A 21406-nucleotide genomic window follows, 5' to 3' on the forward strand; every position below is an offset into this window, starting at 1 on the left:
GCGGAGAAATAATCCTATTATTCTCCGCATGTTGTGTTTCATGTCGCTATGGGTTGTAGGGTATCTTTTTTTATTCTTGCTCTAGCTCTTTATTATCCTTCTTTATTGATCGCCCAATAGCCTCCGCTTTTACGGGTACCGCAATATTCGATTTTACCTTGTTCTTGTAGTTTTTGTAATTTGCTTTGCAATACTGTGGCCTTGACGTCAAATACGGTCAAATAAAAGGAGAGACGTTGGTTAGGGTGACCCGCAATCAGCTCATACAATTGATCTAAAGATACCGGATCTTCTATTTGCTCCTGTTGGTCGAGCACTCCGGAACTATATTCATCCCTATTTTTGGTCTTTTTTATGATCATATGATCTTCTGCGTTTTTATTCTTTGCACGTTGTGGTCGAGATTTAATATACGTAACTGTAGGTTTGTTAGATCGTGTTCCGATCGCGGTGTACTGGACCGCTTTAATCTTTGTGAGTTCATTATTCGTATATTTTTTCAAATAGGAATAGACATTGCCTGCACTTATTGATAGATTATATCGGAGTTTGAGGTCTTCAATAATATCCTTGGGGCTTCGCGGTGTCGAAAAGTAATCTGTATGCTTGACTAGGTCATCAAAAGTTCTACTATGAACCTTCCTTAAGGTGCTTGTCGTCTTGTCCTCTTTAACTATATGATCGTTACCCGTGGATTGATCCATGAACAATACCTCATTTGGCTGCCTATTGATGTCATCTACCAGTTCAAGCTTGAGGACCGCTTTCTTTTTTGTACCATCATAAAAATATTCAAATAGTGTACTAGGTGTTATCCCAAATGCGATCGCTAATGAACAGATTTCATAGGCATAAAATTGATCATATGATCTATTAAATAAATCGTTGATGCGAGCTTCACTTAAGCCTGTTGCGGCGGAAACATCGCTTTTACTGTTTAAAAATATGCCAAATAGTTTTTCTAATGGACTGCCAAAGGTCTGTAACCGGGTTGACGGCAGGTTTTTAAAAAACTCATAGCACACTACAGTCAGGTCCAATTTTAAAGCATGGGAGACCCTAAAGAACGATTTTGCGGTCAACTGTTGCTCCTCGTTCTCAAGTAGATGCGCAAGTTGATGTATCGTTTTATTGACAATTGATTTGTCAGGATATACCGAGGAGATTTGTGCTCTCAATAAGATCTCGAAAGCACGTACATCGTATTGTTTTGGGTCAATTTTTTTCATTTTAGGCTGATGCTTTAAGGTTGGTCAATTTAGCATAAATAATTAATTTTTTAGCCATTAGTTTTGACACTGGAATATCTGGATGAAAGGATGGAATAAGCAGTTTTTTACGAGCAGGGTGCCATTCATGATATCCCAATCCAGTAGGTAACTGATAGGGTAGCGGGATGTCCACTTATGTTGTGCTAAAGTCAGCGATTTGATCGTGGTTACTTCATTAAAGACAACTATCAATATTGAAGTACAATGGCGTTGGCTCTTGAGATTTTGAGAAAAAATAAGCACGATAAGTTTGAAGCTTATCGTGCTTGGAATTGGAAAACTAATCGATGTTAATTAAGGTAATAGTACTTGGTCAATGACGTGGATCACGCCATTGGTCGTTAATAAGTTCGCTGGCGATATCGTCGCTGCTGTTGCATTTTTATTTCCTTTTACTTTTGCGCCACCAGATAATGAGATCATGACTTTGCCACCATTGACAGTCGCTGGCTGTGCAGCTTCGGTCAGATCACTCGATAAAACACGTCCTGAAATGACATGGTAAGTCAGAATGCTGGTCAATACCGCTGGATCGGCAGCTTGAATAGCCGCAACTGTTGCAAATCCTGCATTTATAAAGGCGTCATTTGTAGGAGCAAATACCGTAAGTGGACCTGTTCCGGATAACACTTGTGCAACATTGGTCGAACCTTGGCTGGCTCTTAATACAGCAGCTACTAAAAAAGTGAAATTCGAATTTGCTTGAGCAACCTGTACAATATTGCCCGTGGGTGGCATCAAAACCGTATTGATCACATGAATCACACCATTAGTAGCCATCACATCAGCTTGGGTTACTGCCGCGCCATTGACAAAAACACCATTGTTGTTTTTAGTAATAAATACATCAGCTTCTGCTTGGGTTTTGACAGCTGTATTGGCTGCATTTGGAAGTGATGATGAAACCGTCTTTTGACTTAAAACATGATACAATAAGATCTTCTTTAGATCGGCTACTGGTAATGCTTTAATTTTCGTTTCGGAATCCAAGCCTGCAGCCACAAAAGCAGCATTGTTAGGCGCAAATACAGTAAATGGTCCATTTCCTGCTAATACATCAACTAGATCCGCTTGGATCAAGGCAGACTTCAGTAAAGAAAAATCTTTGTTTGTACTAACGATCGCAGAAATAGTGGTTACTTCTTGTTCTGGATGATCATCATCTTTACAAGAGCCCATAAAAATTAACGTCGCTATGCCCAGGATAGCAGCTGACTTTTTGAAGAGTGTAAAATTTAATTTTTTCATCATTTAGTATATTTATATACTAAATTACAACCAAACATCATACCAAAGGAATTAAAATAGCCTTTATTTCTTTTGATTTTTATTTCTTCTTTCGATATGGTATATATTAATACTATTTTTAATGCCAATTAGGACAGATAATTATAATTATTGAAAAGTTGGATTTTCATTTATTCCCATACAAGATAACTTAATTCCATTATTTTTAAATAGAGGGTACGTGCATTTTAGGGTTTATTTCATTTCTTATTTGGATTGTATCTAAATTAAGTTAAATTTGTCGAGCCAGTGAACGATATGAGCGATCAAAATAAAATATTGTCTTGTAAGTCAATCGATGCCAAGAGCTTCGAACAGATTTATATACGGTATTGGGATCAAGTTTTGCAGTATGCGATCTGTATTGTCCATGATGAATCTTTGGCAAAGGACATGGTGCAGCATGTTTTTGTGTCCCTCTGGGACAAGAGAAAAGAGCGTCAGATTGAACATATCGAAATTTATCTCAAAAGGGCGGTAAAATATGCCGCATTGCACGAAATCAAGAAAAGATTGATTATTGATGATAAAATGGATCTGAATGATGTTGATATCATCTCCGATCAGGAATCCGATCAGGACATGATGTATCAAGATCTTCATCTGGCCATCGATCATATGATGACAAAGCTCCCCTCCAAGAGTAAAGATATGTTTGTGCTTAAATTTAGAGATGGGCTAGACAATAGTGCCATTGCTGATGCGCTAGACCTATCCGAAAAAACGATTCGTAATAAACTCTCTATTTGCCTGAAATCGGTTAGAATGAACCTGAAAAAAGTAGGTTTTTAAGGCGCTTTATTTCCTTATTTATATTAAGTATAAATAAATCGGGACAATTTCTATAAAAACGACACTATACTCATATAGGGTGTTCGTCAATCACCATCAACAGATATCCTAATTTCCTTATGACAGCATAAGAAGGAATGGCGTCTTGCTCTTTCCACTGATTGGAAAGCGGTGTGCATTCCTGTTATTCTGTGAGGTACCAACAAAATGAGGTGTTTTTTAAAAAGTTGTAAACATTGGGAAAATTTAAAGCGATAATAAAACAATTAATGCAAGCTAAACAATTATTTTTAACAGGATTTTTTTTACACATCTCGCTCTTACTGTGTGCACAAAAAATAGAAACGTTTAATCTTTCGGGTTACGTAAAAGACACTTTTGGAAAACCTATCGCTGGTGCGACTATCTCGATACAGGAATTGGATTTGGGAACAACCAGTGATGTCGATGGATCCTACCAATTCTTGAAATTAAAGCAGGCACATTTCAATGTGCGCGTATCAAGTGTCGGTTTTCACTCGGACACGAGGAAGATTAATCTGGCGACAAACACCAATACCTTTTTGGATTTCCAGCTTCGTCGGGATGAAAAATCACTCGATGAGGTCTCTGTTGTTGGGAAAACCTTAAACCAACGTAAGGTGCAGGAAATAAAACAGTCGGGCTATGCGGTCAATGTGATCGATTTAAATACACAGGTGGATAAGGTGGCTGATCTCAATCAGCTATTGAGACGCTCTCCTGGGGTGACCATTCGTGAAGACGGGGGAATGGGGTCTGACTTCTCCTTTAAAATCAATGGCTTGGATGCCAAAATATTTATCGATGCGGTACCCATGGAAAATTATGGGAGCTCCATGACCTTAAATAATATTCCGGTCAATTTAGTTGACCGTATTGAAGTGTATAAGGGTGTTGTGCCGGCTTACTTGCCAACGGATGTGTTGGGAGGTGCTGTCAATATCATCACCAAACGTAGAAATAAACAATTTTTTGATTTTAGCTATGGTTATGGCTCTTTCAATACCCACCAAGCCTCCTTGATCGCCAATATGCGGGATGCAAAGACCGGATTGATGGTGAAAGCGGATGCGTTTTTCAACCATTCGGACAATAATTATAGGATGTACAGCAATCCGAAGTATGGGATTAATCTCGACGGATACTTCAAATCCTTTGTTGATGAAGAAACAGGGATCGTGCAGAATCAGTTGGTGAAAGTCGATCAAGCGCGACGTTTTCATGATGCTTACACCTCGGGAATGGGAAAAATAGAGGCTGGTTTTGAAAACGTGAAATGGGCAGATCGTCTCCTTTTTGGACTGGGCTATTCGGAAAATAACAAGCAAATCCAAATGGGATCCAATATCAAATCGGTATATGGTGGTCGATGGTCTGAAAATAAGTTCCTGACTCCAAGTATCCAGTATCGTAAAAATGGGCTCTTCCTTCCGGATTTATATGTGGATATTTTTGCAAGCTATGGTGATAGCCGGACCGATGTAAGGGATACTGCAAAATATATCTATTACTGGTCTGGGATACCGCAAAGTAATGGCACATTCAAGGATGAAGCTTATGATCAGATTGTCAACAAGAGTTATATCGCAAAGACCGATTTTTCTTATAATCTGAATAAGCAAAAATCGCAAGTGATCAATTTGAGCTATAACCTCAGTACCAATCAGCAAAAGAATTTTGATCTAATGAAAACTGAGGAGTATCGGGAAATCAACAGCAGGCCCAAACGTCTAAATAAACACCTGATCAACTTGGCTTGGCAGGGGCAATGGCTCGATGGAAAACTAAGTTCTGTGGTATTCTTTAAATATTATGGTATGGATAACAGCTATACGGCAGATGAGCGGAAATACGATAGTGAGGGCAATCTGATTGCAGGTGATGTGGTCAAGTATGACAACTATAAAGATTATAAAAGCGGTGGCTTGACCTTAAGATATCTCTTGAAGAAGGATATAGGTATCAAAACATCGATTGAAAAATCATATAAATTACCTTCGGTAGAACAGCTCTATGGTAACGTAGTCTATGTATTGCCCAATATTGACCTGAAACCTGAAGAAGCGAATAATGTAAATCTCGGTGTGTTTTATAATGGCTATTTTCAGGATAAGCATTTTATCAATTTAGATGTCACTACGTTCTTACGCAACACCAATAATTATATCCAGATGGTCAGTGCTGGTAATTATTATCGATACTCCAACTTGGATGGAGCACGATTGTATGGGATCGAGTTTGACGCTAAATATGGCTATAAAGATTTATTTCGGGTCGATGTCAACGGGAGTTATGATAAAGCAATTGTAACCAAATTGCAAACCGATGAATCTATTGATCCGGCAGCATCCATCCTACACAAACAACTGCCCAATAGACCGTATCTGTATGGAAATGTGGATATTTCAATTGGAAAAAATGACTGGTTGGGAATGGGAACCCGTATTGAACTGACCTATATGAATCAGTATACGCATAAATTTTATATGAGTTGGGAGAACCTAGCATCGCAATCGACCAAGCTCTATATTCCGAATCAAGATGTGCATTCTGCGATTTTGTCTTACTCTTGGAAGCATAATAAATACGGGATTTCTATGGAAGCTAGAAATTTTACCAACGAAAGACTTTACGATAATTTTGGACTGCAAAAAGCAGGTCGTGCATTCTATACAAAATTGAGAATGTCCATATTTTAATTTAATTTTTAACAATTATACTATACAACTATGCGTTTTTTTAATACTTATTTTAAAAAATCATGTCTAATGGCCACTGTGGCTTTAAGTTTTGCTGCCTGTAAAAATTCTTCTGATCATCCGGCTCCAGAAGAGATCACGAAAGACTCGAAGTATGGTGTAACCATACAGGTGGAAGCAGCAGGTGAAAAGCACGATTATATTTTACCGGTAGAAGATCTGATGAAAGAAGGTTCGGTATCACCTGTAGGATTTGGTATTGACGTAACAGGAAAAATAGACCAGACCTATGGTGTACGGGAGGGATCCAATATTTTTATAACGGAAGGTAATGCTGTTTTTAAATATTCGGTCGCAACGGGTGATATTGTTGAAAAAGGAAATGCGGTAGTTTCTAACCCGGGCAACTATATGGGGATGATGAAATCCGCATTTATGGATGGCCGTTTAAACTTTATCAATTGGGCGGCTCAATACAATGCGACAACGGAAGCTATTGATAAGCGCTTATTTATTATCGATACAGCAACGATGATCGTGAAGGGCGAATCGGCATTGAATTTTAAAGTTCCTGCGATTGCTAAGGCGGGTAAACCAAATGAATTTTATGAAAAATCAACAATCCAATTGTCTCCAACTAGTTTAGGTATCAGAAATGGTAAGATCTATGTCGGATTTTTATACCTAACGCCGGAGTGGGCTGCTCCAGCAAAGCAAGTCGCTTATGTATTGACTGCAGATTATCCGAGTTTGCAAAATCAAAAGATTGCATCTAATGATCAATATGGACATACAACAGGTACTTGGTATCAAACAAAATCAAGTTTCTTTGATGAAAGTGGTAACTATTATTTCACGACGATCCGCGAGGATAAATTCTACACCTTGTTGCGTGTCAAAGCAGGTACTACAGAGATCGATCCGGATTATGCCTTTGATCTTTCCAACTACAGCTTATTTTCGGAAGGATTTATGGGGCAGCAATCGGATCAGCATACTTACCTAAAAGACGGAAAAGCACTATTGGGCGCTTATATTTTTGATATCAACAAGAAGGTGATGGTCAAAAATCTGAATGATTCTGGATTAGGGAAAGTTCAAATTGTACCTTCCAACGGTGTACTAATCGAGGGTAGTAAAGCATATGTTTTTGTTAAAACTGTAGATTCTCAATGGTATATCGCTTGTTATGATACCGATAAAAATGAATTTAAAAGAGGAATTCAAATCAAAGGTGGTATGACATCGGCATACGGTATCGTTAAATATTAATAAACACGATCAAAAGAGCTTTATGCTTTTTTAGCTATGTAAAGAGGTTATCTTTTTGAGATAACCTCTTTTTATGTTTTATTATAAACGTTTATCAACTGAGGTAGTGTTTTTAATATGATGCTTAATACCGTTTTTAAAAACGGATCATCTGTTTTTTCATATTGGCAATTTGAGCAATTTCTGTTATTCCTCAATCTCCTATTTGTTCAAGGTATTCTAATAGGTTTAGAGTATGTTGTTCCCGACTGATTGGAATTACTTCTGAGTACAATTGGCTGCATGGAAGAAGCCGCTTTATTGAATAACCTAAGATGCATTATTGTACTGTACTGACTCTTAGGTCATAATCCTATATGACTACGCTGTCCATATTCGTAGAATTGAAACATATAGAATCCTTTATACCTTTTATTGACTTGTTTTTTGATGGATGATATACATGCTTTGGCTGTTTGAAGAATAAAAAGCAAATCCATTGGGGGAAATGTAAAATGACGGTCGGAATGTTATTGCGGGATAGGATGATTCTACAATGGTATAAAATCTATTTTTATAATTGTCAAATTTTTCTTTTTCCACCGCAATATGAGGACTGAAAAAATTAAAGTCATTTTCTCCAATTTTTGTTTGAAAAAAAGCTTTACCTCGCCAGTTCGTGACGCTAAACCCCGGACTTCCGCCTCCAATATTATGGCTATATTTTAATTTTTCTTCTGGATGAAAATGCACAAAATTAACATTTTCGGGTAGATATGGATCTATTTCTCCTGTCCAAAAAACATCCTTTCTGAAGCGATTGGCTGTCTCCTGATCATCAGGACTTTTGTATTCCGATACTTTTTGCCACAACAGGTACCATTGCTTGTTTTCATGATAGAAAAACTGCATATAGTATTGATCATTTTTGGTCACATTTTTTAAAAACCAATATGGTACATTCTTTTTTACCTGTTCAATTTTTTTATTTACTTTTTCTTCGTTCCAATTTAGGTCTTGATTTAAAATTTGAATAGCATGTCTTGAGGTATCGCCATTTTGAGGCCAAGTAGTATAGTAAGATTGATCATCAGTGGTGAAAATTATAAAATCATCAATGAAATCGGGCCAGTATTGATTTAGGTTTAACTGTAAGCTGTCTTCAACAGTCCCGTTGTTTTTTATCTTATAATAAACCATATCACCTTGGGTTTTCACATTTTTTTCGGCATCACAAGAAACAATGAGTTGGTTATTGACGGACTGAAATATGCGTATCGGATTGGGTGAACTTGAACTCGATACTTGGGTTTTACAAAATAATTTTACCTCGAAAATATCAGAACGATAATTTTCATTGATTTCTTGAACAGGTACATATGCGGAATCCAGTGGTTGTTCGTTACGTTCTAAAATACCATGACAGGAATAAGAAAAAATTGAAATGAGTAAAGTGATGAAAGTGGAGGTGTTCACAGATTTATCTTGCATGTGATATGATTAACATCTTGTTTTAGATTATGTAGAGAAATTGTCTTTTAAGCTCCTTCAATCTTCATTAATAAGGCTTATTTAGATAAATATTCAATATTTATTAAAAAAATCTTCACGTTCAACTAAATCTGGGATTAGCTGTAATTTGCTTTTTTCCCAACTCTGAAAAATTTCTTTTGGAATTTTCATTTTTAAGAGACTTATTATGGGGTGTCCTGACTGAATTCCCATTGACCATCTTTTCTGATTTTTTAAGAAACTAGACAAAATAAAATCTGGAATAATATTATCCTTGGTAACAGAAAATCCCCGATCTGAAATGATAACCTTAAATACATAATCGGAATATAGTTTTTTATTCGTTAATACACCTGCCTGATTCAGAGAATCCAAATAATTAATCCACTGCAATTTGAAATTCTTTATCCCTTTTGGGGGATGAAGAGGAGCTTCAACTGTTTCAAAAACCACGCTTGTTGTATCAATAATTGATTTTTCTTGTGCTTTAATCAATGTGGTACATAGCAAACTGACGAAAATACAGGTAGCAATAATTTTAGTCATAATTTTTTTATTAAATACTTCTTTTTGGATCTATTCGCGACCCAATTTGTTCTTCAATAACAAATTCAAGCTTTTATAGTATTAAGTTTATCTAGCCGTTTTATTTGCTTGAGCTGATTGAGTTAAACCCTATAAGAGGTCGACCGACATCTCCGTATAATATCCTTAAGACAATCCATGATGGTGATTGATAACAAATCAAAATATTATAAACTATTCGACAAGTTGACAGACCAAATATAGCTATTGCTATGCTTTTTTATAAAGGAATATCATTCTATTTGAAGTAGAATGATCATGATTAATGCGTGTCGATTTTTCTCTTTTTATTTCATGATCCACGTATTTGCGGAGTAATTCATAAATACGACCAGATTCGAGGACAAGTTCAAAATCTTTTGCAAAATCGATAGCCATTTCAGCAATTGATCTTGGTGTATGGAAATAATCTGTATGAAAAATAATGTATTTCATCATATCACGTTCCCATTTGTTGCCGGATCCGATGGGTTTGGTAACAAATTTATCTCCCTCATCTTTTAACAGCTTATTTTTGGCAAGCACGTATTTTATTTGAAATTCTTGGGCATGTTTAATGACCTTTGGATTAATGGACAATGCTTGATCGGAATTGAAAAAATCAGTAAGCGTAATTTGATAAGCGTCGCATATCTTTTTCAATGTTTCGACCGAAATTCGAATGGTTCTGCTATGGTAAGTTCTGAAATTACGGTATCCAATCTTTGCATATGCAGCAAATACTTCAAGTTCCAATTCTGTTGCTTTCATCATTTCATTGAAACGGTCTGAAATAAATTTTGCTAACTCTTTATTGACTGTTTTTGCCATTATGTTGTATGTAAAATATTTTTGTTCATTATATTTGTATATTTCATACAGTTTTATTATGTTTGTATTACAATCAGTTGACTGATTGGAGTCTCGATACCGAAACGGCAAATTTCAATAGACACGAGGCGTAGGGTTTGCAGCCCCCCAGACTTTTTGTATTTTTACAAATAGAAGGGGCAAGCTCCCTATTCGAAACTGTGTCTAAGGTTCTTTGCCGTACCAGGTGTCAGTGTAGAGTAGGGGCTTACCTTGTTTATGTTAAGCCTGATTACTCGACTACAGACTCATTTTCATTGAATACATATTTTAACCAATGATATGATGAAAAGAAAAGAGCTTAAAAATCCAATTTTATGGCAGCCGACTCCAGATCGGGAAGGGCATCATGCCATTGATACATTGCTAAAAAACAAGCTTCGAGAACCGGAATAGTTTGCAGATTCTTAAAAACCAAGAAGGACCCATCTACCTGTGTAGGGCGATGAAAGCTGGCGATAATGGTTTGCTGCCATGTTGAGAGCCCTGACCTTGCTGGTTTTGCCGATTCATTTATGCAGTCTCGTATGCTATACCAATCAATTTTTGTTCTTTTATTCTTGACACATTAAAAGTAATGAATTATTTATTGTAAGCAAAGCTATATTTGCTTGTTGTATAGAAATTCTGCATATTTGAATCGGATTTTATTTCAAATACATGCATATAAAAGCGCGATGACCAAGTTAACCCTTGACGAGAACTTAAAAATGTATTTTTTTAATCTTAATGATTAGCCGCAGAGGCTGTCTTGGTGACACGAAGATTTCTTAAGTATTGATCGCAGGACTGCGCCTACTGTAATCTTTAGCATGATGCTCATATTAATAGGGAAAGTTACTCGCGATCATCGATGGAAAAAATATGTTTTTGTGCTTCTTAGGGCGTAAGCTGATCATGGATCAGAATATAAATGATACGTCGCGGTAAATTAATGAAACACCATGCAGCTATGATCCTTGAGATGCTGATCTGTAGGAATATGAAAAATAAGGTTTGAGTGTTTATAAATCCCCTTTCTGCCGAGGGTAAACAAATGACTTTGGGATCGAGTCTCCCTCGGTATGAATGGGTACATTAGAGCTAGCAATCAGATAGATCACGATAATGAGTAAACTTTATACATATATTCCGGTTGATTCATTTAAATGTTATCAAGTCCGGATCTTGAAACAGAAAAGGAGGTCGTGAATGAAATGGAATGATATTCGTCTTTCGTGTGTAGGAGGTACCACCTGTTCGATCGGAGCTAGTTTTTCGTTTTGAAATCTTGCTCAAACAGCGATGATGCCCGCTTTAGGTATGCTGATCAGCTTTGTGACCAGTCGATTCTTTGTCAAGTTGAATAGGAGAGAATGCTAGAAAGGTAATGGAGTAAGACTAACGATTAACGAATAGTGCACTAAATTGGGTATAGCTCAAAGGTTAAAAATATTCCGTTAGGATGTCTCTAATCCAAAAATAACAAATAAGACTGCCCCAACTAAGTAGAGGCAGTCTTTTAACAGGAGATCAGTGGTATGTTAATAATTTTTATTTTGAACTAAACTTCCTTTTCCTGCATCAATGGCACTTTGCGGTATCGGCCAAAGTTCATTTTTACCAGCAGTGAAGGTTCTTTTTTCCACTAGGAATCGATCGGTTAAATTTGTAAAAGTAACTTCACCTGTAGTGGCATTGACGGATCCTTTGGATAGACTTCCGTATACGGTTGCATTCATCACATCGTTGGCAATACCCCAACGGATAATGTCAAATCTGCGTCTACCTTCACCGGCTAATTCAACTCTAAATTCGCGCCTAACCAGCTCCCTTAACTTGCCTTGAGAGGCATATTCAGATTCATTTACTTTAGGTAAACCTGCTCTTACTCTTACCTTGTTGAGTTGATCGTAAACGGTCGCATTAATTTGATTTAGTTCAATTTTAGCTTCAGCATTTAGCAGTAAAATCTCCGCATATCTCTGTACAATAATATTCACGCCTACATTCCACACATTACTATAAGATGAAGGGTTTTGAAGATATTTACGGTAATTATATCCTGAATTAGATGCGTTATCTGCACTTGCCGGATGATCTTTGGTATCGCCTAATGGGTCGAAGTATTTTCCAGCATACAATGCTCCTGGGTAGACGATCGTAGCAGCTAGTCTTGGATCTCGATTATCATAAGGTTTAGCAGGGTTGTAAGTCGTAGAGGAAGCAATAGTTTTTCCGTCCTTCGTTTCGTAAGCGTCTACCAGGCTTTGGAGCGGAATAATCGAACTCCAACCTCCAATGGTATTCGGCATCATAATACCCAGCTCGGTATAACCAAATGTATTTTCGATGTACTGGATATCTGAAATGACTTCTAAGTTATTTTCGTTGGCAGCCTCAAACAGATTGGCATAGTCATTAAATAATTGATAATGGTTGAAATCTATGATTTGCTGCGTTGCCTTCAAAACATCAGCATGTTTATTCTGAAAAGCATAAGTTCGAGCTAAAAAACCTAAGGCTGCGCCTTTGGTCATTCTTCCTTTTTCAGCTTGAACGACAGGTAGATCTGCTGCCGCGGCTGTTAATTCATCTTCGATAAATTTAAAAACCTCTGCCCTTGGGTTTGCAGGAACTGCGGATTCTTCAATGGTTAAGGTTTTGGTGATTAAAGGCACGTCACCAAAAAGAATAGCTAAATCTAAATAGCGATAAGCGCGCAGTGTTTTGACTTCTGCTATTAATCGTTTCTTTAAATCTGCCGCAATTGGAGCTTGATCAATATGCTCTAAAATCCAGTTTGCCCTTCTAATATGTGTGTAGGTGTATCTGGAACTCGCATTACCTGGGTTTGTCGGGTTGAACGATCCATTACCGATCTGTTGAAAGCCTTCATGTGAAAAATCATTATGTGAATTGTCTGAGGCACAATCCATGTAAAAGATCTGACTTCCGGACTCCCATCCATTATATAATCCCGTTACCGCAAAAAGCGTTTCTTTTTCTGACGTCCAAAACGTTTTTTCACTTAATCGGTCTAATGGCTGTTGGTCTAATGACTCGCAAGAAGCTAATCCTAAGGCACATGCCAATACGATGTATTTATATTTACGTAACATTCTTTTTCTTTTAAAAGTTAACATTCAAACCAAAAATATTGGTCTTTACCTGTGGGTAATAATTTCCTCTTGAATCTGCTGGTGCTTCTGGATCAAATCCATTGGCAAATCCTGTAATTGTCAATAAGTTTTGACCACTGTAGTATACTTTTGCTCCTTTGATACCAATTTTGTTCAATACACTTTGTGGTATATTGTATCCTAATGTGATGTTTTTCAAACGGACATAACTTGCATTTTGAACCCAAAAATCGGAAGGATTTGTGGAGGCCGAATTTTGACTCCATGAAGTTAGCGCACGAGGCATCGATCCATTTGGATTATTGACAATATGGAAACGGTCGGCATAAATTTCTGTTGGTTTATCCGAACCGGTAATGCTACCTAAGGCTTCACCCCAGAGGTATCCTTTTACATCAGCAGCTCCTTGCCAAAACATGTTGAGATCAAAATTTTTGTAGGAGAAATTCGTCGTAAGGCCGAAAATAAATTTAGGATCAGGTGAACCTAAATAAACACGGTCATTTCCATCAATTTTACCATCACCGTTTTGATCTTTGTAGATTAAATCGCCTGCACCAACATCACCCGTTACACCTTTAACTTTTGAATCCACATATTCTTGATCGGAACGGTAGATACCCAATGTCTCATAACCATAAAATGAACGAAGTGGTAAGCCACGATCACGGACATAAAAAGTAGAATGTGGCTCCGCAGCATCTGATTTCCACTCTAGGATCTCATTCTTAATATAAGATGCATTTGCACCGATGTCAAATTTAAATTCTCCAGCTCTGTTAGCATAATTTGCTTGAACTTCAAGACCTCTATTTCTAACTTTTCCGGCATTTTGAGTCGGAGAAGGAAGTCCAAATTGAATTGGTATAGGTAAAGTTGTATATAAACGATCGGTCGTGCGATTGAAATAATCGATTACAAAACTCCACTTGTTTTTAAAGTTTAAATCTAAACCGATGTTGGAACTGACCGATCTTTCCCACAGCAAAGCTGGATTTGCGGCAACAGAAACGGTGCCTCCAGACGACAAGGCATTGCCAAATGCATAGTTAAAACCAGAGTTGATGGTATAAATGCCTGGATACCACTCGTCGTTGGTCGGGTAAGCGTTTTCGCCTACACCAGTTAACGTTTGATTACCTAAGATACCCCATCCGCCTCTAAGTTTTAATTCAGATATGGAATTTGCTAAACTTGAATTTTGAAAGAAATTTTCTTGTGCTATGCGCCATCCTGCAGAGAATGATGGGAAGGTATTCCACTGATTGCTACTGACAAATCTGGATGAACCATCTCGTCGCACATTGGCTTCAAATAAATACTTATCAGCAAACACATAATTGATACGACCAAAATAGGATCTTAAAATCAATTTTTTAGCTCCACCATTTGCCACTTGTCCAGATGGGTCTCCTAGTACTAATTCTTGCAATTCAGTGCCTAAAAAGTTCTGACGGTATGCACTTGAAAAATCAGCACGTCTGGTTTCGTCCATAAAACCACCTAACACATTAACTTGATGCTTGCCAAAAGTCTTGTCGTAGGTTAGTAAGGATTGAAGCGTCAATAATTCTTCTTGATTGTTATAAACCGTTAAGTTATTTACACCTTGTTTTTGACTGGGTAACCCCGTGGTGTTATCATAGAATTGAATTTCCTTTACAAATTTTGAAGACATATTATCTCTAGGCTGGAAACTCACGACCTGTTTAAATTTAAGCCCTTCTACAATTTGGTACTCAGCGGATACATTGATGTTGGCATGTTTATAGATCATGGCATCAGTCGATTTCATGTCTAACCAGGCAATGGGATTTCCATCGCCATAATAGCCATAATATCCATTGGAGTATTTATAGGGAATAAAAGAGGGGATGCGGTTGGCTTGTCTAAAAATTTGAGCCATATCTCCTGTATATGGATTTACAGGCTCGTTGATTCGTTGATAGTTATAGGATAAGCCTAAATTCATCGAAAGCTTTGACGTAATTTTAGCTCCCAGATTTGTTCTAAAGTTATAACGGTCGGACTTAGCGACGTCGATAACACCTTTCTGGTCCATGAAACCCAAAGAAGCCATGTAATTTACTTTTTCGGTAGCACCAGAATACTGCAGATTGTGTGACTGCTGTAGACCGCTTCCAGAATATAATAAATCTAACCAATCGGTATCGGGATATTTGTCGGGATTAGATTTATTTTTGAATCCTTCTAAGTCTGCTTCTGAAAATCGCAGTGCTAATTTTTGATTTGCTAATGCTTCATTCAAGATAACGGCATGATCGTATGATCGCATATATTTGGGTAAGCGTGTCGGATCTTGCCAGCCCGCATAACCGCTATAGGTTAATTGCGGATCGCCCATTTTCCCTTTTTTTGTGGTGATTAAAACAACCCCATTGGCCGCTTTAGATCCATAAATTGCCGCACTAGGACCATCTTTTAGGACAGAGATGTTTTCAATATCATTGGGGTTGATATTGTTCATGGAGCTCTCAACACCGTCTACCAAAACTAAAGGGTTGGCATTGTTGGTAGTACCCAGTCCACGGATACGAATCGTTCCGCCGTCTTTGCCGGGTTGTCCCGAGTTTTGAATGATCGTGACCCCCGCAAATTTACCTTGTAATGCCGTTGACACATTGGTTACCGGACGATCTTGTAGATCTTTACTGCTGATTGCTTGTACTGCTCCAGTTAGGTTCACTTTTTTCTGGGTTCCAAAACCAACAACTACAACTTCATTCAACGTTTCGTTGGATTCGGTAAGTTGTACAGACATATTGGCTGATGTGATGACCTGTTCTAATTTTTCAAATCCAACTAAAGAAAAAACTAAGGTTTGGCCCGACTTAGCTTGGATTGAAAATTTTCCTTTATTATCCGTTGAAGTCGCTAATGCAGGATTTTCTTTAACAGTTATCGTGACACCGTTAAGGGGACCGGAACTGGAAGATACTGAGCCCGAGACAGCTTGCTGCTGGTTGAGCTGAGATTGCATACTGTTATTATCTGCATGATTTGCACGTACATGATTGGGCAAAGTCAAAGCCAACATGAGGGCAGATGTCATGGGATAAAAGCTAGTTACAAAAAAAGGTTTAGTAATCTTTTTTATCATAATGTATTAATTAGTGTGTGTGGTTTAGTTATGATTTGACATCATAAGTGTCCAAAATACACCAAAAAAAATTAAAACAAAAGGAGTGCAAAAAGACAATCGATTGCGTAAAATGAGGCGTTCAATATTTACAATTTAAGATTAAAAACATATTCTTACCTGTCTTAGCTTGGGACAAGGATAATCAAAAACGCCTATATTTTGCTGAGATTTTATTCATGTACGTAGCTTGTTTTAAGACCAAGCAAGCTGTTTTTTTGGGTAACTAGGTCAGGTACTCCTATCTCCTTGCGCCAATTAATTTGATATACCTGAACATGTGTACACACTGCTCTATGCATAAGCATGGCCTGGGGTAAAAGGTGAAATATAGCTGATGTTGCTACAGAACAATCAGTCGATGGAATCTGGAATATCGCTGCATCACGCTGTCATTATGATGTTAAAGGGTCACTGTGTTACGATTGTGAGGACTATTAAGTGAGTAGCAAACGACCTTCTTGGTCTTTTGATGTAACATCTTATTGTTTTGCAATTGAACATGGAGTTGTTACCTTTGTGCGTTTTCAAATGTTGACTCCGAGTTAACCGTTTTTTAAACAAATTAATCCGCTTTTAAATTAAGTACCCATTTCATGACAGTAAGAGTTCTGATTTTTATCGCCCTAGCATTTACTTCCTTTTCATTGGCCGCTCAGGTGACTCCTCGTATTTCAAGTTCCTTAGATTCCAGTAAAGCGACCGGTTCGGGCAAGCCTAGATTGATCTTTCAGCTTGAACATGAAAGTGGTGGCGAATTGAAGATGAATGAACGTACTAAAGAGACACTGGCTGATTCTTATTACAATGGCATCAACTTTCGCATTGGTTTCCAGAGCCAGTATAAAGATTCGGTGCAGAGTGTGTACAATGAATTGTACCATTACCCCATCTATGGTATTGGTGTGTACAGCAGTACCTTTGGTCAGGAGCATCTTGGAGACCCCTTTGCAGTATATGGATTCGTAGCGATTCCGATCGCTCCAAAAGTAAATAGTAAATGGAATTTTAACTATCGCATTGCACTGGGTTTATCAGGTCGATTTAATCCTTATAATGAGGAAGAAAATCCATTGAACTTGATCATTGGAAGTAAAAATAATGTATATATCGATCTGGGTGTACAGGCCAATTATCGATTGAGCTCAAAATTTCAACTGGGTGCTGGACTTGCGTTCCATCACTTTAGCAATGGTGCCTTGGCATTGCCCAATACAGGGATCAATTTGTTGCCCTTAAGCCTATCGGTTTCCTATAGTCCATCAAGCCAACCTTTTGATTTTAGAAAATCGGTGATCCGTCCAATGGATGATAAACAGGAGCTTCGCTTTAATTATGCTTTTGGATTTAAGCAGATCGACCGTGAAAATGATAAACAATATTTTAAATCAACACTCGGTGCTTACTACAGCAAACATCTGGGCTATAAGTGGCGCATCGGTGCAGGAATGGATGCTTTCTATTCGGCAAGCGGTCACGACCAAAAAGTGGCGGGAGACAAAGCGGGTTCGTTTGGAGCATTGTTCTCGTATGGTCCTGCGTTTTATATCGATCATGTGCTCAACCCCAGATTATATTTAAATGGTAACGTGGGCGCTTATTTGCACCGCAACAAATTTAATGGGGAGAGCAGCCCGATCTACCTCAGGGCAGGGGTGCGGTACAAAGTGTATCGTGATATCTTTACGGGAGTTTCCATTAAAGCACATGCTGGAAAGGCTGATTTTATCGAGTGGACCATGGGGTATGGGCTTCAGTTAAAAAAGAAAAAAAACCAGTAATACGTATTGCTTAATGAGCATGAGTTGAATGGCTAAATTTTAATGGTTTGATCCATGTCCATATTTCTTTTAGGAATTAAGAGGTTCATATTCGTGAGTGGATCACTACATGAGGTGTACTATCAATATGATCATCTGATATATGAAGACATTTAGCATGGATAGGATAGCTTTTAAAGCAGATTCCAGAATATCATGATGATGGAACATATCTATAAGGAGGATTTCAGAGATTTTCAGACAGCTCTGAATAAAGATGAAGTCAGATCTATTTTAGTTGGTGGGTGTACCGTTATTTTGCATGTTTATTTTCGTACAACTGATGATAAAGAAGGTGCCCTCTTATGGCGCACCTTCTTTATCTAAAATAATAGCGAAGTTAAAATGGGGTTATTTTTAAAGGGCTAAACTTGCGTGTTATTATTTTAGAAGTTCTGTTAAAGCTTGATCTAGACTTGCACCACGCATATTATGTTTAATAATACGACCTTCTGAATCGATCAAAAGTGCATAGGGTATACCTTGGATATCATAGCTTTTGGCAATTTGACTATCGAAACCTTCCCGTGCATTATACTGATTCCAGGTCATATGCTCTTCGGCCATAGCCTTGGTCCAGTCTTTTTCCTTCTCATCCAAGGAGATGCTGACAATATCAAAACCCTTATCTTTCCATTCGTTGTAGGTATGTCTTAAGTGTGGAATTTCCCCGCGACATGGGCCGCACCACGATGCCCAGAATTCTAATAAGATGTACTTCTTGTCTTTTGGAAAAATAGAGAGCAACTGTACAGGGTTGCCAGCTTGATCAACCAATGGACCGTCTATGATTTTGGCCCCTATTGCTGTTGCTCTAGCTTTGGAGATCATTTCTTTTAAATCGTTGTACGCTTTTTTGCCATTCCAATGTGGATCAAAAATAGTCAGCAGCTCGTCCATTTGAAGGTTAGAAAGTGTCTCTTCTCCGTAACCCATGATCATGTACGTCGCTTCATCTAAGGAAACCCGTTCTCGAGGATTGTTTTTAATAAAGTTCCATTTGCGTTCAAAAATTTGTTTTTTAAGTGGATCTATTGCTTTCAAAATAGCGATTCCTCTTTCGGTATTGAACTGTTCTTTTTGAGAAGGACCATAGTATTCGGTCATATAGGCCTGATCGAGAACGCTGATCTCCTTCCTTTCTTTTTGGTTCATGTTGGTCAATTGTTCTGCCATGCTTTGTGCATGTGAACCTTCAACAATAGGCTTGACCTGAGGTAGATTGGGTCTATAATAATAGGAAGGTAAACTGTCGATGTAGCCCGTAAGGCGGATATGCCCTTTGTCCAAATAGAATGTACTGGCCTTCCAGGTGGACTCTTCGGCCGTCGCCGATGGTGCAATCGTCATCCTGATCAATTCAGCCTCCGGAATGTCGCCTTTGATCTGAAACTGATTATTTTTAATAACAGCAGACCCGATGATTCTCTGATCACTGCCTCCCAATAATTTGACAATTTGACCGTTGGCTTTTTCGCCTTTCATATTTCCGGATAGCGAAAATGGTTTTTGCGCAATGGAAATAAGGGTGATGCTGCTCAACGCAATGGTGAATAGGATTTTTTTCATTTTTAAAGTGTATAGATGTATCGTTTTATGTGTGCTTATTTATAAAGGATTTTGCGTCAAGAGTGCATTTCCGGCTAATGCCGCTTGAGGAAATGGCAACACCAATTGTGATTCGGCTTTGATCGTGCTTTTGATGGCATTTAAACCGATGTTTTTTGCTTTATAGTACCGTACATAGTCAAACCAGTCTTCTCCATTTTCAGCAAAAAGTTCCAGCACTTTATGGTCAAATATGCTGCGCAATAAGGTCTCACTGGGCAGTTGCGCGACATAATTCATGGGGTAGCCCGCTCGAGAAGCCATTTTTTGGAAACTTTCACGGGCTGCACTGTCGTGGCCATTGCGGGCGGCAGCTTCGGCATGGATAAAATAGATTTCACCTAGGCGCAAAATCATCTGCGTATTGTGCTTTCCTGTACCATTGGAAGCATACGGATATTTTCCGTTGCCCAGTGCTCCAGCCGATGCGGGATTAAACATCATGTAAAAACGGGGGTCGTATCCTGCTCCGGTAGCGAGGTTGCCGTCTGATGCGCCAGCTAGGAGACCATCTGCCATGCGTTTGGTATAATCACTATAGGTTGTTCTGGCGACCTGATCTGATGCTGTTTCCATGGGCCCTGAGGTATAGGTGGCAAAAAGTACTTCAGCAGATTCATAACCCTGTATAAATATATTGCTGAAGTCATCTTCAAGCATATATCCCTTGTTGTCCGCATCTTCGATGACTTCTTGTGCTATCTGTTCTGCTAGTGCATATTTTCCCATGTGCAACAGGACTTTCGCTTTGATGGCTTTAGCAGTCATTTGGGTAATATAATAGTGAAACTCCTGTTGTGCGGGCGCATGAGCAATCGCAAAATCTAAATCTTGTAAGATAAAATCATAACTAGCCTGTACGGTGGCGCGAGCTGCAGTTTCAGTACCCTGAAAGGGTTGGTCTCGCAGTACGATCCCATAGTTGGACTGCAGATCAAAGAAGTACCCAAAGTGGCGTAATAACTGGAAGTTTGCTAATGCGCGCTGGATTTTACATTCAGCGATGATTTCAAGGACACGTTGCTCCGGTGTCCCTTTAGCATCGCCCCTTTCCATCAACATGATGAGATTATTGGCGCTATTGATCGTCAAATAACTCCCCTGATAGAGATTGGAAAGGGCTACATTGCTCGCTTGAATGCTGTTGGTGATAAATTCCTGACCACCGGTCAATCCGCCTCCTTTGCTGGCTGTGGTTCCAGAAAGAATAGACATGTAGGGTCTGAAAGAAGACACATTAAAGGTCCGCCAGCTCTTGTAGACTCCACGGAGCACGGATTCGGCAGATTCGGTATTGTACACCACATTATCGGTTTCCATTTTATAATAGGGCTTGATATCATCGATGTCTCCTACCATACTGCATGCACTCATGCTGAGTGTAGCGGCTATATAAATTCCTAAATATTTAATTTTCATAGCTTTATAA

15 protein-coding genes are annotated in these 21406 nt (G+C 38.3%); 5 read left to right on the top strand and 10 right to left on the bottom strand.

Annotated features, from left to right (window positions below; all coding sequences use genetic code 11):
- Window positions 1-92: 92 nt before the first annotated feature.
- The 3 genes from B3P23_RS13560 to B3P23_RS13570 form a co-directional block, all read right to left on the bottom strand.
- Entirely contained in the window at window positions 93-1229 is a 1137-nt protein-coding gene (locus B3P23_RS13560; protein WP_293926922.1) for a helix-turn-helix domain-containing protein, read from the bottom strand.
- A gap of 1 nt (window position 1230) precedes the next feature.
- Window positions 1231-1404 carry a hypothetical protein gene (locus tag B3P23_RS13565; protein WP_248755334.1) on the bottom strand — a complete coding sequence of 58 codons (174 nt, stop codon included), beginning with the start codon at window positions 1402-1404 and terminating at the stop codon, window positions 1231-1233.
- A 161-nt stretch (window positions 1405-1565) separates the two neighbouring features.
- Window positions 1566-2522, bottom strand: coding sequence for a fasciclin domain-containing protein (locus B3P23_RS13570; protein WP_293926925.1), 957 nt, complete (start codon window positions 2520-2522; stop codon window positions 1566-1568).
- Window positions 2523-2816: 294 nt separating this feature from the next.
- Between B3P23_RS13570 and B3P23_RS13575 the strand changes: the two genes are divergently transcribed.
- The 3 genes from B3P23_RS13575 (at window position 2817) to B3P23_RS13585 (ending at window position 7342) form a co-directional block, all read left to right on the top strand.
- A complete protein-coding gene (locus B3P23_RS13575; RefSeq protein ID WP_293926928.1) occupies window positions 2817-3350 on the top strand; it encodes an RNA polymerase sigma factor in 534 nt (177 codons plus the stop codon).
- A gap of 269 nt (window positions 3351-3619) precedes the next feature.
- On the top strand, window positions 3620-6070 hold the full coding sequence (locus tag B3P23_RS13580) for a TonB-dependent receptor (RefSeq protein ID WP_293926931.1): 2451 nt from the start codon (window positions 3620-3622) through the stop codon (window positions 6068-6070).
- Window positions 6071-6139: 69 nt separating this feature from the next.
- On the top strand, window positions 6140-7342 hold the full coding sequence (locus B3P23_RS13585) for a hypothetical protein (protein ID WP_293926934.1): 1203 nt from the start codon (window positions 6140-6142) through the stop codon (window positions 7340-7342).
- Window positions 7343-7753: 411 nt separating this feature from the next.
- Here B3P23_RS13585 and B3P23_RS13590 read toward each other — a convergent pair whose 3' ends face one another.
- The 5 genes from B3P23_RS13590 to B3P23_RS13610 form a co-directional block, all read right to left on the bottom strand.
- Complete coding sequence (locus tag B3P23_RS13590) at window positions 7754-8812, bottom strand: hypothetical protein (RefSeq protein ID WP_293926937.1); 1059 nt, start codon at window positions 8810-8812, stop codon at window positions 7754-7756.
- Between the two features lie 93 nt (window positions 8813-8905).
- Window positions 8906-9379 (bottom strand): hypothetical protein, encoded by a 474-nt coding sequence (locus tag B3P23_RS13595; protein ID WP_248755340.1) that lies wholly within the window; start codon window positions 9377-9379, stop codon window positions 8906-8908.
- 249 nt (window positions 9380-9628) lie between these two features.
- Window positions 9629-10228: a helix-turn-helix domain-containing protein gene (locus B3P23_RS13600; protein WP_293926941.1), complete on the bottom strand. Its 600-nt coding sequence runs from the start codon at window positions 10226-10228 to the stop codon at window positions 9629-9631.
- A 1562-nt stretch (window positions 10229-11790) separates the two neighbouring features.
- Window positions 11791-13368, bottom strand: a complete 1578-nt coding sequence (locus B3P23_RS13605) for a RagB/SusD family nutrient uptake outer membrane protein (protein WP_293926944.1) — start codon at window positions 13366-13368, stop codon at window positions 11791-11793.
- A 10-nt stretch (window positions 13369-13378) separates the two neighbouring features.
- Complete coding sequence (locus B3P23_RS13610) at window positions 13379-16510, bottom strand: SusC/RagA family TonB-linked outer membrane protein (RefSeq protein WP_045752990.1); 3132 nt, start codon at window positions 16508-16510, stop codon at window positions 13379-13381.
- A 635-nt stretch (window positions 16511-17145) separates the two neighbouring features.
- On the opposite strand from B3P23_RS13610, the gene B3P23_RS13615 reads away from it, so the two are divergent.
- On the top strand, window positions 17146-18330 hold the full coding sequence (locus B3P23_RS13615; RefSeq protein WP_281046689.1) for an acyloxyacyl hydrolase: 1185 nt from the start codon (window positions 17146-17148) through the stop codon (window positions 18328-18330).
- Window positions 18331-18525: 195 nt separating this feature from the next.
- A complete protein-coding gene (locus tag B3P23_RS13620; protein WP_293926949.1) occupies window positions 18526-18696 on the top strand; it encodes a hypothetical protein in 171 nt (56 codons plus the stop codon).
- 54 nt (window positions 18697-18750) lie between these two features.
- Here B3P23_RS13620 and B3P23_RS13625 read toward each other — a convergent pair whose 3' ends face one another.
- Both B3P23_RS13625 and B3P23_RS13630 read right to left on the bottom strand, forming a co-directional pair.
- Window positions 18751-19938 carry a TlpA disulfide reductase family protein gene (locus B3P23_RS13625; protein ID WP_293926952.1) on the bottom strand — a complete coding sequence of 396 codons (1188 nt, stop codon included), beginning with the start codon at window positions 19936-19938 and terminating at the stop codon, window positions 18751-18753.
- A gap of 39 nt (window positions 19939-19977) precedes the next feature.
- The gene (locus B3P23_RS13630) at window positions 19978-21396 is read right to left on the bottom strand and encodes a RagB/SusD family nutrient uptake outer membrane protein (protein WP_293926955.1); all 1419 of its coding nucleotides are present in this window, start codon (window positions 21394-21396) and stop codon (window positions 19978-19980) included.
- Window positions 21397-21406 lie beyond the last annotated feature (10 nt).

The sequence above is a fragment of the Sphingobacterium sp. UBA6320 genome, assembly GCF_002440335.1.
In the GTDB taxonomy this organism is placed as follows: Bacteria; Bacteroidota; Bacteroidia; order Sphingobacteriales; family Sphingobacteriaceae; genus Sphingobacterium.

Coding starts and splice junctions, on each gene's coding strand:
- B3P23_RS13560 (WP_293926922.1), bottom strand. CDS start 1,229: ATGAAAAAAATTGACCCAAAACAATACGATGTACGTGCTTTCGAGATC.
- B3P23_RS13570 (WP_293926925.1), bottom strand. CDS start 2,522: ATGATGAAAAAATTAAATTTTACACTCTTCAAAAAGTCAGCTGCTATC.
- B3P23_RS13575 (WP_293926928.1), top strand. CDS start 2,817: ATGAGCGATCAAAATAAAATATTGTCTTGTAAGTCAATCGATGCCAAG.
- B3P23_RS13580 (WP_293926931.1), top strand. CDS start 3,620: ATGCAAGCTAAACAATTATTTTTAACAGGATTTTTTTTACACATCTCG.
- B3P23_RS13585 (WP_293926934.1), top strand. CDS start 6,140: ATGGCCACTGTGGCTTTAAGTTTTGCTGCCTGTAAAAATTCTTCTGAT.
- B3P23_RS13590 (WP_293926937.1), bottom strand. CDS start 8,812: ATGCAAGATAAATCTGTGAACACCTCCACTTTCATCACTTTACTCATT.
- B3P23_RS13595 (WP_248755340.1), bottom strand. CDS start 9,379: ATGACTAAAATTATTGCTACCTGTATTTTCGTCAGTTTGCTATGTACC.
- B3P23_RS13600 (WP_293926941.1), bottom strand. CDS start 10,228: ATGGCAAAAACAGTCAATAAAGAGTTAGCAAAATTTATTTCAGACCGT.
- B3P23_RS13605 (WP_293926944.1), bottom strand. CDS start 13,368: ATGTTACGTAAATATAAATACATCGTATTGGCATGTGCCTTAGGATTA.
- B3P23_RS13610 (WP_045752990.1), bottom strand. CDS start 16,510: ATGATAAAAAAGATTACTAAACCTTTTTTTGTAACTAGCTTTTATCCC.
- B3P23_RS13615 (WP_281046689.1), top strand. CDS start 17,146: ATGACAGTAAGAGTTCTGATTTTTATCGCCCTAGCATTTACTTCCTTT.
- B3P23_RS13620 (WP_293926949.1), top strand. CDS start 18,526: ATGATGATGGAACATATCTATAAGGAGGATTTCAGAGATTTTCAGACA.
- B3P23_RS13625 (WP_293926952.1), bottom strand. CDS start 19,938: ATGAAAAAAATCCTATTCACCATTGCGTTGAGCAGCATCACCCTTATT.
- B3P23_RS13630 (WP_293926955.1), bottom strand. CDS start 21,396: ATGAAAATTAAATATTTAGGAATTTATATAGCCGCTACACTCAGCATG.